The organism is Actinocorallia libanotica (assembly GCF_039525175.1).
GTDB classification, from domain to species: domain Bacteria; phylum Actinomycetota; class Actinomycetes; order Streptosporangiales; family Streptosporangiaceae; genus Actinocorallia; species Actinocorallia libanotica.
On sequence record NZ_BAAAHH010000001.1, the window covers coordinates 102,106 to 116,140 of the forward strand.

Here is a 14,035-nt window from a genome sequence, read left to right on the forward strand (position 1 = left end):
AACCCACCACTGTGATCATCGCCAATGACCTCGAGCTGCGCGCCGGTTCCCGGCTCCTCATCGAGAAAGCCACCTTCCGCGTCAACGCCGGCGACCGGGTCGGCCTCGTCGGCCGCAACGGCGCGGGCAAGACCACCCTCACCAGGGTCCTGGCGGGCGAGACCCTGCCCGCGGGCGGGGAGGTGACCCGCTCGGGCACCCTGGGCTACCTGCCCCAGGACCCGCGCAGCGGCGACCTGGAGGTGCTGGCCCGCGACCGCATCCTGGCCGCCCGCGGCCTGGACGAGGTCTTCCGCCAGCTGCGCGCCGCCGAGCACGCCATGGCCACCCAGACGGGCGCGGCCCGCGACAAGGCGGTGCGGCGCTACGGCAGGGCCGAGGACCGGCTGCACGTGCTGGGCGGCTACTCGGCCGAGTCCGAGGCCGCCGCGATCGCCTCCAGCCTCGGCCTGCCCGACCGGGTGCTGGGCCAGCCGCTGAGCACCCTGTCCGGCGGCCAGCGCCGCCGGGTGGAGCTGGCCCGCATCCTCTTCTCGGGCGCCGACAACCTGCTGCTGGACGAGCCGACCAACCACCTGGACGCCGACTCGATCGTCTGGCTGCGCGACTTCCTCAAGGGCCACCAGGGCGGCCTGGTGATCATCAGCCACGACGTGGGCCTGCTGGAGGCCGTGGTCAACCGGGTCTTCCACCTGGACGCCAACCGCTGCGTGATCGACATGTACAACGTGGGCTGGAAGAAGTACCTGGCCACCCGCGAGACCGACGAGAAGCGCCGCAAGCGGGAGTTCGCCAACGCCCAGCGCCAGGCGAGCCAGCTGACCGCCCAGGCCGACAAGATGCGGGCCAAGGCGACCAAGGCCAAGGCCGCCCAGCAGATGCTCAAGCGGGCCGACCGCCTGATGTCGGGCGTGGAGGGCGAGCGCCAGGCCGACCGGGTTGCCAAACTCCGGTTCCCGGAACCGGCGCCCTGTGGCAAAACCCCCCTGCTCGCGGAGGGTTTGTCTAAATCGTACGGATCTTTGGAGATCTTCACAGATGTCGACCTCGCGATCGACCGGGGCAGCCGGGTGGTCGTGCTTGGACTCAACGGAGCGGGGAAGACGACACTGCTGCGGCTGCTGGGCGGCGTCGAGAAGGCCGACACGGGCGAGGTGATCGCGGGCCACGGCCTGCGCCTGGGCTACTACGCCCAGGAGCACGAGACCCTCGACCACGACCGCACGGTGCTGGAGAACATGAAGTCCGCCGCGCCGGACCTGCCGGAGGTCGAGGCCCGCAAGGTCCTGGGCTCCTTCCTGTTCGTGGGCGACGACGTGGAGAAGCCCGCCGGCGTGCTCTCCGGCGGCGAGAAGACGCGGCTGGCGCTGGCCACCTTGGTGGTCTCGCGGGCCAACGTGCTGCTGCTGGACGAGCCCACCAACAACCTCGATCCGGCCAGCCGCGAGGAGATCCTGGGGGCCATCAACACCTTCGCCGGGGCGATCGTGCTGGTCACCCACGACGAGGGGGCGGTACAGGCGCTTCAGCCAGAACGTGTGATTTTGCTACCCGATGGTGTGGAAGACATCTGGAGCGATGAATTTGCCGATCTGGTGGCTCTGGCTTGACCTTCTGAGCAAGGAAGCAGATCTTTTCTGGCGTAGTGGGTAGCCGAGACGGCGAAGATGTCTGATCATGGCAGGAGATAACGCAGCGGTCACCACACCACTACGGGAGGTACTCGTGGCAGAGACCCTGAAGAAGGGCACCCGCGTGACCGGTGCCGAGCGCGACAGGCTGGCGCAGGAGCTCAAGAAGAGGTACGACTCCGGCGAGAGCATCCGCGCCCTGGCTGCCGCCACCGGCCGCTCCTACGGCTTCATCCACCGCATCCTCACCGAGTCCGGCGTGAACCTGCGCGGGCGCGGCGGGGCGACCCGAGGCAAGAAGGCCTGACCCGCGGCCTTCCGGCGAAAGGGGCCCCGGCCCCTGGGGAGGACGGGCGGTACGCGTCCCGCGTCCGGGCCCGCCGCTTCGACTACTACCGAGTAATATTCGGTCACGGTCGCGGCGGCGGGCCGCAAGGTCGGCCCCGCGCCCGTACGACCGGTTCCGGAGGAGGACCGGCGGTCTGGAGGAGGGCGCGACATGGCGGATCTGGCGAAGGCGGGCCTGCTGCTCGAACTCGGCCACGAGGACACGGTGGCCACCATCACCCTGAACCGTCCCGAGCGGCGCAACGCGCAGTCGCCGGCGATGTGGAAGGGCCTCGCCGACCTGGGCGGGGAGCTGCCCGAGAGCGTGCGCGTCGTGGTGCTCAAGGGCGCCGGGCCCTCCTTCTCGGCCGGCCTGGACCTGCGGGCCTTCACCGCCGAGGGGATCCCCGGCGAGGGCTCGGCCCTGCCCGCCGGCATCGGCGCCGAGGAGCTCGTCGACCTCATCGGCGTCTACCAGGAGGGCTTCCGCTGGCTGCGCGACCCGCGCTTCACCAGCATCGCGGCGGTGCACGGCCACGCCATCGGCGCCGCCTTCCAGCTGGCCCTGGCCTGCGACATGCGCATCGCCGCCGAGGACGCCCGCTTCTGCATGAAGGAGCCGGCCCTGGGCCTGGTGCCCGACCTGACCGGCACCAAGCCGCTGGTGGACATCGTCGGGCTGCCCCGGGCGCTGGAGCTGTGCCTGACCGCCCGGGTCGTTCCCGCCGACGAGGCGTACGAGCTGCGCCTGGTGGAGCGGGTCGTGAAGTCCGGCGAGCTGGACGGGGCGGTGGAGGAGCTGGTCACCGCGCTGCTGCAGGTCGACGCGGGCGCCGCCCGCGCCACCAAGGAGCTCCTGGTCCAGGCCCCGGGCAACACCCTGGACGAGCAGTGCCTGGCCGAGCGGCGGGCGCAGGCGGGCCGGCTGCTGGGCGCCCGTGGAAAGTGAGGAATATTCGGTCATGTTCCTCGCTTGTCCCTGAGCGGAGCGTTACCGAGCGACAAAGGAGTCGGGCCTTATGAGCATGCCGGGCAACAACGGCTTCTCGATGATGGCGTCCTTCCGCAGGGACCCGTCGGTCAAGCACGTGAAGCTGCCGCCCGGCACGTTCCGCCGCATCCTGGGGTACGCCCGCCCCTACAGGCGCGATCTCGTGCTCTTCCTGCTGCTCAACTCCCTGGCCGCGGTGAGCGTGGTGGCGGGGCCCCTGCTCATCCAGGCGATCATCGACCGGGGCGTGATCCCCAAGAACAACGGGCTGGTGATCGGCCTGGCGCTCGGGCTGGCCGGCCTGGCGGTGGTGGACGCCGCGCTCTCGCTGGTGCAGCGGTGGTACTCGGCGAAGATCGGCGAAGGGCTGATCTACGACCTGCGCAGCCAGGTCTTCGACCACGTGCAGCGCATGCCCGTCGCGTTCTTCATGCGCGCCCAGACCGGGTCCCTGGTCTCCCGCCTGAACAGCGACGTGATCGGCGCCCAGCGGGCGCTCACCACGACGCTGTCGTCGGTGGTCTCCAACGTGATCAGCCTCGTGCTGGTGCTGCTGGCGATGTTCTACCTGTCGTGGCTGGTCACCCTCGTGGCGCTGCTCCTGCTGCCGGTGTTCATCATCCCGGCCAAGCTGGTGGGGCGCCGGCTGCAGAAGGTCAGCCGCGAGCAGATGGTGCTGGACGCCGAGATGGGCTCGCTGATGACCGAGCGCTTCAACGTCTCCGGCGCGATGCTGGCCAAGCTCTACGGGCGCCCCGAGGAGGAGTCCGAGCGCTTCTCGCGGCGGGCCGGCCGGGTGCGCGACATCGGCATCGTCTCGTCCATGTACGGGCGTGTCTTCTTCACCGCGCTGACCCTGGTCGCCTCGCTGGCCACCGCCATGGTCTACGGGATCGGCGGCGTGCTGTCGGTCGGCGGCGGCCTGCAGATCGGCACCCTGGTGGCGCTGGCGGCGCTGCTCAACCGCATGTACGGGCCGCTCACCGCGCTGTCCAACGTGCAGGTGGACGTGATGACCGCGCTGGTGAGCTTCGACCGGCTCTTCGAGGTGCTCGACCTGAAGCCGATGGTCGCCGAGCGGCCCGACGCCCGCCCGCTGGAGGCGGACGGCGCCCCCGGCATCGACTTCGACCACGTGGTCTTCCGCTACCCGGCCGCCGAGGAGGTCTCGCTGGCCTCCCTGGAGTCGATCGCCCGCACCGACACCTCCCCGGCCAAGCAGGTGCTGCACGGCGTCGACTTCACCGTGGAGCCGGGGCAGATGGTGGCGCTGGTGGGCCCCTCGGGCGCGGGCAAGAGCACCATGACCCACCTGGTCTCGCGCCTGTACGACGTGAGCGAGGGCGCCGTGCGCATCGGCGGGCGGGACGTGCGGGACGTCACGCTGGCCTCGCTGGGCGAGACGGTCGGCGTGGTCACCCAGGACGCGCACCTCTTCCACGACAGCATCCGCAGCAACCTCCTGTACGCACGCCCCGGCGCCACCGACGAGGAGCTGTGGGCGGCGCTGGAGGGGGCCCAGATCCGCGCCCTGGTGGAGGCCATGCCCGAGGGCCTGGACACCGTGGTCGGCGACCGCGGCTACCGGCTGTCCGGCGGGGAGAAGCAGCGCATGGCGCTGGCCCGGCTGCTGCTCAAGGCGCCGGCCGTGGTGGTGCTGGACGAGGCGACCGCGCACCTGGACTCCGAGTCCGAGGCCGCCGTCCAGCGGGCGCTGCGCACCGCGCTGGCCGGGCGCACCTCGCTGGTGATCGCGCACCGGCTGTCCACCATCCGGGAGGCCGACCAGATCCTGGTGGTCGAGGGCGGCAGGATCGCCGACCGGGGCCGCCACGAGGAGCTGCTGGCCCGCGGGGGCCTGTACGCCGAGCTCTACCGCACCCAGTTCGCCGCCCAGGAGACTCTGGACCCCACCGCCCTGAAGTGACATAGTGCTAATAGTTGATCACTGAGGGCGATCGTTCGGGGGAGCGATGATCAAGTCCACGGGGGCGGTGCTGTGCCTGGTCCTCGCGCTGGCGGGCTGTACCGAGGGGACCACGATCCCGAACGCGCAGACGCCCCGTCCCAACTTCACCGGTCCGCTGGAGAAGGCGGCCCAGCCCACCGTCACCGTCACCGCGGCGGCGGGGACGGTGACGGTGAACCCGCCGGTGCGCCAGGACGTGCGGGTGGGCGCCGAGTGCCCGATCGAGGGCGAGGTGGGCCGGACGATGGCGGGCCGGACGGCCCGCTGCGTGAAGCGCGCCGGTGAGGACACCGCGCGCTGGATCATGGACGCCGGGTCCCAGCCCGACGGCACGGTCAAGCCCGGCCGCGCCTGCCCCGCGCAGGGAGCGCGCGGCACCGACGGGTACCGGCCGTACGAGTGCGCGGCCGACGGCGGCGGCACCCCCGTCTGGAAGGCCCGCTGAGCGCTCCGCCGCGTTCGTCCGGCGGTGCGGCCACGGCAACCTCCCGGTCACCGGGGTCGGGGAGTATCGACCCTGATCGACCTCATCATCCTTTTCTTCTTGAGTGAGGCACGATGCGGCAGTTCATCGTCCGGTACACCACGATCCTCGTCGCCCTGGGCGCCGCGGGCGTCGCCATCGGCTGGATCGCCGACGACCTGCGCCCGGCGGTTCAGTCCGTCGCGGGATTCGGCAGGTAGCCCAGCGTCCGCAGCTCCCGTCCGGCGACCTTCTCCACCTGGGCGGTCTGGCGGGCGGTGAGCCGCGGCCGCCCGCGGTCCTCCTCCTCGCCCGGAAGCGCGGGCAGCGGCCGCGAGCCGGCGCCGAGCGGACCGGCCGCGAAGGCCAGCGCGTCCCCGGAGACCCGCTCGCCCAGGTACTCCGCGAGCCGGTCGGCGCCGGCCAGCGGGTCGGCGACCAGGTCCTCGTAGCGCAGCGTGAGCAGCTGCTCCTCCGGGACCTGGGCGCGCAGCGTGGCGCTGAGCCGCACCGCCCCGCGCCACCGCAGGGCGCACTTGATCGCGGGCGAGGCCTCGGGCCAGCGGCGGCGCCAGGCCGGCTCGTCCACGCCCAGGAACGGGTGGGGGAACACCTCGGTGAGATCGAGGATGCCGGGCTTGAACCAGGCCATCACGCGCTCGTCGCCGAGCATCCCGGCCACCGCGTCGCGGCCGTCCCGGATCACCTGCACGAGCTGGGCGTCGGGGAAGGCGTCCAGCAGCACGTCGGCGCTGTAGAGCAGGTCGGGGGAGGCGTCGGCGAAGCGGCGCGGCTCCGCGGGATCGGCGCACGGGCCGTCGGGGCGCCGGTCGGCGGCGGTGTACCCCGACAGCTCCCAGCACTCGGCGGGGCAGTCGCGGCAGCCGTGCCGGGCCAGCTGCCAGGACTCGGCGTAGGCGTCGCGCAGCACGCGGGCGGCGCCCCTGCCGCGCTCGGTCGCGATGGACGGGCGCCGGGCGAAGGCGTACACCAGCTTGGTGACCGCGGCCCTGCCCCTGGTCACATGGACGCCGGGGGAATGCCGCAGCGCCCGCGCGACCAGGTCCGTGCCCGAGTGCGGAGCACCCAGCAGGAACACCGGCCGGCGGACCTTGGTTCCGTTGACCACGAGAATGTGCGGGGTCTGCCTCATGATTGCCTCCAGTGTCCCACTGAAAGGACCGGAATCCGGCGAGGGACGGGCGAGATCCGCGATGCCGGGTCTTCCCCGGCCCGGTCCTCTCCTGTCAAGCTGCCTGCGGGGCCGTCGGCGGCCGCGGCGGGAGGAGGACCCATGAGCGGGGACCTGCGGGAGGACGAGTCGGCGCTGGTCTCGCTGGCCGTGCTGGTGGCCGAGAGCCTCGGCTACTCCTGCGCCCGGCTGCCGGGCGACGTGCTGGCCCTGGAGGGGCGGCACCGGGTGCGCGTCGGCCTGCGCGACCTGTGGCAGCTGGCCCGGCTGATGCCCCGCGGCGACTGGCCCGCGGTGGTCTCCGACCATGTCACCACGGTCGTCACCGCGGTGGAGGAGCCGCTGGACCTGAGCGACTTCGCGGTGATCCGGCACCTGCTGCGCACCCGCGTCCACCCCGCCGGAGCCCATCCCGGCCTGCTGGCCGCCCGCCCGTTCGCGCCCGGCCTCATCGAGGCGGTCGTGGTCGACACCCCCACCACGGTGCGCACGCTCACCCGGGCGGAGGTGGCGCGCTGGCGGGTGCCGGACGAGGAGCTCTTCGCGCTGGGCCGGGCCAACGTGCACGCCGACGGCCTGCTCCAGCGGGAGGAGCTGCCCGCGGGCTCCCCGGAGGAGCCCGCGGTCACGGTGCTGCACGACTGGACGTTCTACGCCGCCACCCATGTGCTGTGGCTGGAGGAGTACCTGCCGCTGGGGCCGCTCGGCGCCCTGGTGGCGCTGCCCGGCCGCGGCATGGTCCTGGCGCTCGCGCTGCGCCCGGCGCGGGACGGGGAGGTGCTGGCCCGCGCCGCCGCCCGCCTGCACGCGCGGGCGGACCGCGGCTTCCGGGAGGGGCCCGGCTCGCTGAGCCGGCGGCTGTACTGGTGGCGGCAGGGCGGGCTGACTCCGCTGGAGCAGGGGGAGGACGGCCGGACGCCGGTGCTGCCCGAGGGTCTGCTGCTCGCAGCGGTGGGGGAACGTACCGCCTGGGATTGAGCAAAACCCCTGTAAGGGGGCCTTCACGGAATCCTTCCGGCATGCGACGGTGTGCCCAGGACCCCATCGACGATGAGGGAAGGGTGATACATGCGTATAGCCGATATTCTTCGCGCCAAAGGAGACCAGGTCGCGACCGTACCCCCGCAGGCCACCGTGCGGGACCTGCTCGCGGCGCTGGCCGGCCACAACATCGGCGCCGTCGTGGTCTCCCCCGACGGCGTCGTGATCGAGGGCATCGTCTCCGAACGCGACGTGGTGCGCCGCCTGCACGAGCACGGGGCGGCCCTGCTGGACTCCCCGGTCTCGGCGATCATGAGCAGTCCCGTCCGCACCTGCGCGCCGGGCGACGCGGTGGAGGGCCTGCGCCGGGTGATGACCGAGCACCGCGTCCGCCACCTCCCGGTGGTCGCCGGGGGGCGGCTGGCCGGCATCGTCAGCATCGGCGACGTGGTCAAGAGCGCCATCGACCAGCTGGAGACCGAACGCGAGCAGCTGGTGGGCTACATCCACAGCTGACGCCCGACGTCCCTCCCGGGCGGGAGGGACGTCCCGCGCGCTCAGTACGGGTCGTACCCCGCGGCCTTGGCGGCGGGGGACCGCAGCAGGTACTCCAGCGCCTGGCGCGTGTCGCCGATCTGGGACGGGTGGTGGTTCGGCTTGAGGTAGACCAGGCCCTCGACCACCAGCAGCCGGAAGAGGCCCGGCACCAGGCCCGCCTTGGCGGCCCGGCGGTACTCGCGGTACATCCAGCGCAGGGTGGGCTTGCGGCCGATCGTGCCGTCCTGCTTCAGCAGGAAGCGGGCGCCGCCGATGAGCGCCCAGTACAGGAAGGACAGCGACACCAGCCAGCCGCCGACCCGCAGGAGGTAGCCGCCGCCCATCTTCCGGTAGACGTCGAAGACCACCGAGCGGTGCTCGACCTCCTCGGCGCCGTGCCAGCGCAGCAGGTCCAGCATGGTGGGGTCGACGCCGGCGGCGTCCAGCCTGTCGTTGTCCAGGATCCACTGGCCCAGGACCGCGGTGTAGTGCTCGATCGCCGAGACCGCCGCCAGCTCGAACCGCAGCATCCGGCGGCGCGCCCGGGGCTTGAGCTTCGCCCGGTCCGCCGGGCGGTTCTCGTTGCCCTGGCGGCCCATCTCGGTGATCGGCGTGTGGTCGATGCCGTGCCGCTCCAGCAGGTCGGCCAGGAAGGAGTTGTGCGCCCTGGCGTGCACCATCTCCTGGCCGATGAAGCCCTTGATCTCCTCCAGCAGCACCTCGTCGGTGATCTGCGGCCGGGCGTCCTGGACGCACTGGATGAACCAGCGCTCGCCCTCGGGCAGCACCAGGTGGAAGGAGTTGATCATGTGGGTCGCCACCGCGTTGCCCGGGATCCAGTGCAGGGGGGTGTTCTCCCAGTCGAAGCTCACGCGCCTGGGCTTGATCGGCGGGTGCCGTTCGTCCACCTCGAAAGAGGGCAGGCCCATGGATCCTCCGCGCGTCATCGTTGCCTCATCCGTCACGACAGACTCGCACTATGCCGGACGTGCCGGGGAGGTGCCACTGCGGTTCATGACAAAGGGGTACCGGGCGGCCTGTCTGAGCCTGACAAATTTCGCGAAGTGTCAAGTGCTCCCTCGCGCATGATCCGCCGCAGCCGCGGCGCGAACAGGAACAGCACGAGGCCGACGAGCACCGCGAAGGCGCCGGACCACAGGTAGTAGGCGGGGCTGGAGCCGCCGTCCGACAGCCGTGCCACCTGGCCGCCGACGGAGTCGCCCACCGAGACCGCCAGGAACCACACGCCCATCATCTGCGAGCCGAAGGCGGCGGGGGCCAGCCGCGTCGTCACCGACAGGCCGACCGGGCTGAGGCACAGCTCGCCGATGGTCTGCATCAGGTAGACGGCCACCAGCCACAGGATCGACACCTTCGCCCCGCCGGCGGCCGCGGTGGCGGCCAGCGCCATGGCCACGAAGCTCAGGCCCGCCAGGACCAGCGCGATGGCGAACTTCACCGGGGTGCCGACCCGGTCGCCCAGCCGCACCCACAGCGCGGCCATCAGCGGGGCGAACAGGATGATGAAGATCGGGTTGATGTTCTGGGTCCAGCTGGAGGGCATCGCCCAGCCCGCCACGGTCAGGTCGGTGGAGGTGGCGGCGAAGATCGTCAGCGTGGTCGCCGCCTGGTCGAAGATCATCCAGAAGACCGCGGCGGCGAGGAAGAGCCACAGGTAGACCCGCATTCGCGCCTTCTCCAGCTCGGTCAGCCCGTGGTCGCCGCCCAGGATGTAGGCGAAGTAGCAGGCGGGCACCACGACCGCCAGCACGGTGAGGAACACCGTCGCGGCGTCGAGGGTGAGGACGCCCAGCGGGCCGGCGACCAGGACGAGCAGCGCCAGGGTGGCGAGGGCGGCCCCGACGGCCTTCAGGGCCCGGGTCCGCTCCGCGGGGGTCAGCGGGTGCGCGGGCCGGGCGCCGATGCCGCGCAGGCCGCGGCCGCCCGCGACGTACTGGACGACGCCGAACAGCATGCCGACCGCGGCGACCGCGAAGCCCAGGTGGTAGCTGACCTTCTGGCCGAGCGCCCCGACGACGAACGGGGAGAGCGCGCCGAGGTTGATGCCCATGTAGAAGAGGGAGAACCCGGCGTCCCTGCGGGCGGCGTCGCTGTGCTCGTACAGGTGGCCGACCATGCTGGAGATGTTGGGCTTGAGCAGCCCGGTGCCGCAGACGATGAGCGCCAGGCCCAGGTAGACGAAGCCCGCGCCGGCCGGGATCGCCAGGGAGATGTGCCCGGACATGATGACCAGCGCGCCGACGAGGACGGCGCGGCGGGGCCCCAGCACCCGGTCGGCGAGCCATCCGCCGGGCAGCGCCGCCAGGTAGACCATGGCGTTGTAGACGCCGACGACGGCCGCGGCGGTGCCGGTGCTCAGCCCCAGGCCGCCGTCGATGACGGCGGCGGAAAGGAACAGCGCCAGGATCGCCCGCATCCCGTAGAAGCTGAACCGCTCCCACACCTCGGTCATGAAGAGCGTGACCAGTGCTCTCGGATGCCCGAAGAAGGTCTTCTCCGGCGAGCTGGAAGAGGGGCGCACGGTCTGCCGGTACCCCGAAAAAAGTGCACGGAGAGTCACAAAATGCCAAGAGAAAGGTAAGGTGGCCGGTGTGAGGACGCTCACAAAGTAACTAGTTACTTACGATCCCGGGTTTTCGCTCGTGAAACCTTGTCCCCGATGGCGGGGGCGTGGTCCCATGGCCTCCCGGATAAGTGAACGTTTACATGGAGGCGCGCACCCATGAGCACCACGGCCATCCTGGAGGAGCGGGCCAGGTTCGACGCGAAGATCGCGGGCCGCACCATCTGTGGAGTCCTGCGCGACACCGCCCGGAACTTCGGGGACCGCCCCGCCTACACCGACCTCCACGGGCCCACCCTCACCTGGAGCGACGTCCGCGAGCGCGCGCTGGAGCTGGCGGCCGGCTTCCTGGCCCTGGGGCTGCGGCAGGGCGAGGTCGTCTCCTTGATGATCTCCAACCGCTCCGAGCACATCCTGGCCGACCTGGGCGCGATGCACGCCGGCGGCGTGCCCAGCACCGTCTACGCCACCCTCGCGCCCGACCAGGTGCACTTCATCGCCGAGAACTCCGACGCGGTCGTCGCGGTCCTGGAGGGCAAGGACCAGCTCGCGCGCTGGCAGCCGATCATCGACAGGCTGCCCAGCCTGCGCAGGGTCATCGTCATCGACGACGTGCCCGAGGGCGACCTCTACCTGTCCTGGGCCGACTTCGTCGAGCTGGGCCGCAAGACCCTGGCCGAGCGCAAGGCCGAGGTCGAGGCGCGCCTGGAGGCGATCAAGCCGACGGACGCGCTGACGATCCTCTACACCTCGGGGACCACCGGCAACCCCAAGGGCGTCATCATCACCCACCAGATGGCGATGTACGAGGGCGAGTGCTCCTCGGCGACCTCCGGCCTGCCCGAGCACAACATCGGCGTCTCCTACCTGCCGTTCGCGCACATCGCCGACCGCGTCGTCTCGTACTACCTGGCGATCGACCGGGCCGCCCACATCTACTTCTGCCCGGACCCCACCCAGCTGACCGCGCTGCTGCGCGAGGTCCGCCCGAACGCGTTCTTCGGCGTCCCGCGGATCTGGGAGAAGGTCATGGCGGGCATCCAGGCCGTCCTGTCCATGGAGAGCGACGAGGCCAAGAAGGCCGGCATCGAGGCGGCCATGGCCGTGGGCCGCGAGTACGTGGCGAGCCGCGAGTTCGGCGGCACCACCTCCGAGGAGCTGGCCGCCAGGTACGCCGCGATGGACGAGGCGGTGCTGTCCAAGATCCGCGCCCTGCTCGGCCTGGACCGGGTGGTGCACGCGATGAGCGCCGCGGCCCCGCTGCCGATCGAGGTCGCCCGCTTCTTCTCCGGCCTGGGCATCGCCATCCTGGACGTCTACGGCATGACCGAGACGACCGGCGCCGCGACCGCCAACATCAACGGCTCCTTCAAGCTGGGCACGGTCGGCCGCCCGTTCCCCGGCATCGAGATGCGCCTGGCCGAGGACGGCGAGATCCTCTTCCGCGGCACCACCTGCACCCCCGGCTACCTCAACCGGCCCGAGGCCACGGCCGAGCTGCTGGACGACGAGGGCTGGGTGCACACCGGCGACATCGGCGAGGTGGACGAGGACGGGTTCCTCAAGGTCGTCGACCGCAAGAAGGAGATCATCATCACCGCGGGCGGCGAGAACATCGCGCCCTCGCTGATCGAGAACCTGCTCAAGGAGCACCCGCTGGTCGGCCAGGCGCTGGCCTACGGCGACCAGCGGCCCTTCCTCACCGCCCTCATCACCCTGGACGGCGAGGTCGCCCCGGTGTGGGCGGCCACCCGCGGCATCGAGCAGGCCGACCTGGCCTCGCTCGCGGTGAACCCGCTGGTGCGCGAGGAGATCGAGAAGGCGGTCAACGACGCCAACGCCAGGCTCGCCCGGGTCCAGCAGGTGAAGAAGTTCGCGCTGCTGCCCGCGGAGTGGACCGCCGAGACCGAGGAGCTCACCCCGACCCTCAAGCTCAAGCGCAAGGTCGTCCACACCAAGTACCAGGAGGCCATCGAGGCGCTCTACGCCTGATCCCGCGGTGCGTCCGGCCGGCCCCCCGGGGCCGGCCGTTTCCGCTTCCACGGCGGGGACATTCCCGCAAGTATGGATTTGTTAAGGAAGCCGGACCTGCGGTGTCCTGCCGGAATCGCCCGGGTAGTGACCTTCCATGGACGTCGCCATGGAAGGGAGGCGCACGATATGACCATCACAGGGATCATCAGCGCCGTGATCTTCGGCGCCATCATCGGGGCGGTGGGACGCCTCCTGATCCCCGGCAAGCAGAACATGCCGATCTGGCTGACCGTGCTGGTGGGCATCGTCGCGGCCTTCGCGGGCACCGCGCTGGCCCGGTTGTTCAACCTCAGCACCAAGGGCTTCAACTTCTGGGAGCTGCTCTTCCAGATAGGGATCGCGGCCCTCGCCGTGTTCATCGTGGCGGGGTTGTGGCCCAAGGGCCGCGGGGGCACCAGCGGTTATTGACCACGGGTGCCGGGCGGACGGGCGGCCGTCCGCCGAGTCCGGTGATGAACAGGGCGGAGAACGCGCGCAGACGCGCGTTCTCCGCTTCTGTGCGTCTTCGCGAATCGGCATAACCCACATCAGATCTTCACGTAACGTGGGTGGCTCCCTTCCTTCTTCGCTCATGGTGTCTCGGGGGCACGTGGATGGATCTGCACGTCACCGGCCATGCCTTCGAACTCCCCGGCTTCCGGGTGCTGCTGCGGCACGCCCTGCCCCGCTTCGTCGAAGGCGTGATCGCTCCGGTCGCCGTCTTCTACGCGGCGCTGGTGCTGCTCGGCCAGACCGGCGCGGTCGTCGTCGCGGTGGTGTGGGTCTTCGGCGGGATCGCCCTGCGGGCGGCGCGCCGCCACCCGGTGCCCGGCACGCTCCTGCTGGCGGCGCTGGGCGTGAGCGCCCGCGCGGTGCTGGCGTTCGGCACCGGCAACCCCAAGCTCTTCTTCCTCCAGCCGACGCTGGGCACCCTGCTGGTCAGCGGGGTCTTCCTGGCCTCGGTGCCGCTGGGCCGCCCGATGGCCCAGAAGGTCGCCACCGACCTGGTGCCGCTGCCCGACGCCTTCCTCGCCCACGACCGGGTGCGCCGGTTCTTCCTGCGCGTCTCCCTGCTGTGGTCGCTGGTCTTCTTCGCCAACGCGGTGTTCAGCCTGTGGCTGCTGTGGCACGAATCACTGGAGACGTTCCTGTGGCTGCGCACCTCGGTGGTCGCCGCCGCCTGGGTGGCGGCGGGAGCGGTGTCCCTCGTGGGGTTCCGGCGCATCGTGGACCGGGTCGGCGGCGAGGCCGCCGCGCCGGTCGCGGCAGGCGTCTGACCTGCGCGCCACACCTGTCTGGCCGAGGGGCAACGATTCTTTATCGAAGTCTTGTGGATGCCGAACTGTA

The 14,035-nt window shown here is 71.3% G+C and carries 14 protein-coding genes; 11 read left to right on the forward strand and 3 right to left on the reverse strand.

Annotated features, from left to right (window positions below):
- Positions 1 to 11 precede the first annotated feature (11 nt).
- The 6 genes from ABD140_RS00480 to ABD140_RS00505 all read left to right on the forward strand — a co-directional run bounded on the left by ABD140_RS00480 (position 12) and on the right by ABD140_RS00505 (position 5,602).
- Positions 12 to 1,610 carry an ABC-F family ATP-binding cassette domain-containing protein gene (locus ABD140_RS00480; RefSeq protein WP_344235424.1) on the forward strand — a complete coding sequence of 533 codons (1,599 nt, stop codon included), beginning with the start codon at positions 12 to 14 and terminating at the stop codon, positions 1,608 to 1,610.
- Between the two features lie 115 nt (positions 1,611 to 1,725).
- Positions 1,726 to 1,938 carry a helix-turn-helix domain-containing protein gene (locus tag ABD140_RS00485; protein WP_106402697.1) on the forward strand — a complete coding sequence of 71 codons (213 nt, stop codon included), beginning with the start codon at positions 1,726 to 1,728 and terminating at the stop codon, positions 1,936 to 1,938.
- Positions 1,939 to 2,130: 192 nt separating this feature from the next.
- Positions 2,131 to 2,907, forward strand: coding sequence for an enoyl-CoA hydratase/isomerase family protein (locus ABD140_RS00490; RefSeq protein ID WP_344235428.1), 777 nt, complete (start codon positions 2,131 to 2,133; stop codon positions 2,905 to 2,907).
- Positions 2,908 to 2,977: 70 nt separating this feature from the next.
- Positions 2,978 to 4,876 (forward strand): ABC transporter ATP-binding protein, encoded by a 1,899-nt coding sequence (locus ABD140_RS00495; protein WP_425544070.1) that lies wholly within the window; start codon positions 2,978 to 2,980, stop codon positions 4,874 to 4,876.
- 46 nt (positions 4,877 to 4,922) lie between these two features.
- Complete coding sequence (locus ABD140_RS00500; protein WP_344235430.1) at positions 4,923 to 5,363, forward strand: hypothetical protein; 441 nt, start codon at positions 4,923 to 4,925, stop codon at positions 5,361 to 5,363.
- Between the two features lie 113 nt (positions 5,364 to 5,476).
- Complete coding sequence (locus ABD140_RS00505; protein WP_344235432.1) at positions 5,477 to 5,602, forward strand: hypothetical protein; 126 nt, start codon at positions 5,477 to 5,479, stop codon at positions 5,600 to 5,602.
- Here the strand turns inward: ABD140_RS00505 and ABD140_RS00510 are convergent.
- Positions 5,575 to 6,534 carry a sulfotransferase family protein gene (locus tag ABD140_RS00510; protein ID WP_344235433.1) on the reverse strand — a complete coding sequence of 320 codons (960 nt, stop codon included), beginning with the start codon at positions 6,532 to 6,534 and terminating at the stop codon, positions 5,575 to 5,577. The two genes, ABD140_RS00505 and ABD140_RS00510, sit on opposite strands and share 28 nt — an antisense overlap.
- A gap of 141 nt (positions 6,535 to 6,675) precedes the next feature.
- Between ABD140_RS00510 and ABD140_RS00515 the strand changes: the two genes are divergently transcribed.
- Positions 6,676 to 7,551, forward strand: a complete 876-nt coding sequence (locus tag ABD140_RS00515) for a hypothetical protein (RefSeq protein WP_344235435.1) — start codon at positions 6,676 to 6,678, stop codon at positions 7,549 to 7,551.
- A 90-nt stretch (positions 7,552 to 7,641) separates the two neighbouring features.
- Positions 7,642 to 8,070: a CBS domain-containing protein gene (locus ABD140_RS00520; RefSeq protein ID WP_344235437.1), complete on the forward strand. Its 429-nt coding sequence runs from the start codon at positions 7,642 to 7,644 to the stop codon at positions 8,068 to 8,070.
- 41 nt (positions 8,071 to 8,111) lie between these two features.
- On the opposite strand, the gene ABD140_RS00525 is transcribed toward ABD140_RS00520, so the two are convergent.
- Both ABD140_RS00525 and ABD140_RS00530 read right to left on the reverse strand, forming a co-directional pair.
- Positions 8,112 to 9,038 carry a metal-dependent hydrolase gene (locus ABD140_RS00525; protein ID WP_344235439.1) on the reverse strand — a complete coding sequence of 309 codons (927 nt, stop codon included), beginning with the start codon at positions 9,036 to 9,038 and terminating at the stop codon, positions 8,112 to 8,114.
- Between the two features lie 65 nt (positions 9,039 to 9,103).
- Entirely contained in the window at positions 9,104 to 10,633 is a 1,530-nt protein-coding gene (locus tag ABD140_RS00530) for a peptide MFS transporter (protein ID WP_344235441.1), read from the reverse strand.
- A gap of 201 nt (positions 10,634 to 10,834) precedes the next feature.
- Between ABD140_RS00530 and ABD140_RS00535 the strand changes: the two genes are divergently transcribed.
- The 3 genes from ABD140_RS00535 (at position 10,835) to ABD140_RS00545 (ending at position 13,965) form a co-directional block, all read left to right on the forward strand.
- Positions 10,835 to 12,667, forward strand: coding sequence for an AMP-dependent synthetase/ligase (locus tag ABD140_RS00535; RefSeq protein ID WP_344235443.1), 1,833 nt, complete (start codon positions 10,835 to 10,837; stop codon positions 12,665 to 12,667).
- A 168-nt stretch (positions 12,668 to 12,835) separates the two neighbouring features.
- On the forward strand, positions 12,836 to 13,117 hold the full coding sequence (locus ABD140_RS00540; RefSeq protein WP_344235445.1) for a GlsB/YeaQ/YmgE family stress response membrane protein: 282 nt from the start codon (positions 12,836 to 12,838) through the stop codon (positions 13,115 to 13,117).
- Between the two features lie 185 nt (positions 13,118 to 13,302).
- Positions 13,303 to 13,965 carry a VC0807 family protein gene (locus ABD140_RS00545; RefSeq protein ID WP_344235447.1) on the forward strand — a complete coding sequence of 221 codons (663 nt, stop codon included), beginning with the start codon at positions 13,303 to 13,305 and terminating at the stop codon, positions 13,963 to 13,965.
- The last annotated feature ends 70 nt before the right edge of the window (positions 13,966 to 14,035 follow it).

Coding starts and splice junctions, on each gene's coding strand:
- ABD140_RS00505 (WP_344235432.1), top strand. CDS start 5,477: ATGCGGCAGTTCATCGTCCGGTACACCACGATCCTCGTCGCCCTGGGC.
- ABD140_RS00525 (WP_344235439.1), bottom strand. CDS start 9,038: ATGACGCGCGGAGGATCCATGGGCCTGCCCTCTTTCGAGGTGGACGAA.
- ABD140_RS00510 (WP_344235433.1), bottom strand. CDS start 6,534: ATGAGGCAGACCCCGCACATTCTCGTGGTCAACGGAACCAAGGTCCGC.
- ABD140_RS00545 (WP_344235447.1), top strand. CDS start 13,303: ATGGATCTGCACGTCACCGGCCATGCCTTCGAACTCCCCGGCTTCCGG.
- ABD140_RS00490 (WP_344235428.1), top strand. CDS start 2,131: ATGGCGGATCTGGCGAAGGCGGGCCTGCTGCTCGAACTCGGCCACGAG.
- ABD140_RS00520 (WP_344235437.1), top strand. CDS start 7,642: ATGCGTATAGCCGATATTCTTCGCGCCAAAGGAGACCAGGTCGCGACC.
- ABD140_RS00500 (WP_344235430.1), top strand. CDS start 4,923: ATGATCAAGTCCACGGGGGCGGTGCTGTGCCTGGTCCTCGCGCTGGCG.
- ABD140_RS00515 (WP_344235435.1), top strand. CDS start 6,676: ATGAGCGGGGACCTGCGGGAGGACGAGTCGGCGCTGGTCTCGCTGGCC.
- ABD140_RS00540 (WP_344235445.1), top strand. CDS start 12,836: ATGACCATCACAGGGATCATCAGCGCCGTGATCTTCGGCGCCATCATC.
- ABD140_RS00535 (WP_344235443.1), top strand. CDS start 10,835: ATGAGCACCACGGCCATCCTGGAGGAGCGGGCCAGGTTCGACGCGAAG.
- ABD140_RS00495 (WP_425544070.1), top strand. CDS start 2,978: ATGAGCATGCCGGGCAACAACGGCTTCTCGATGATGGCGTCCTTCCGC.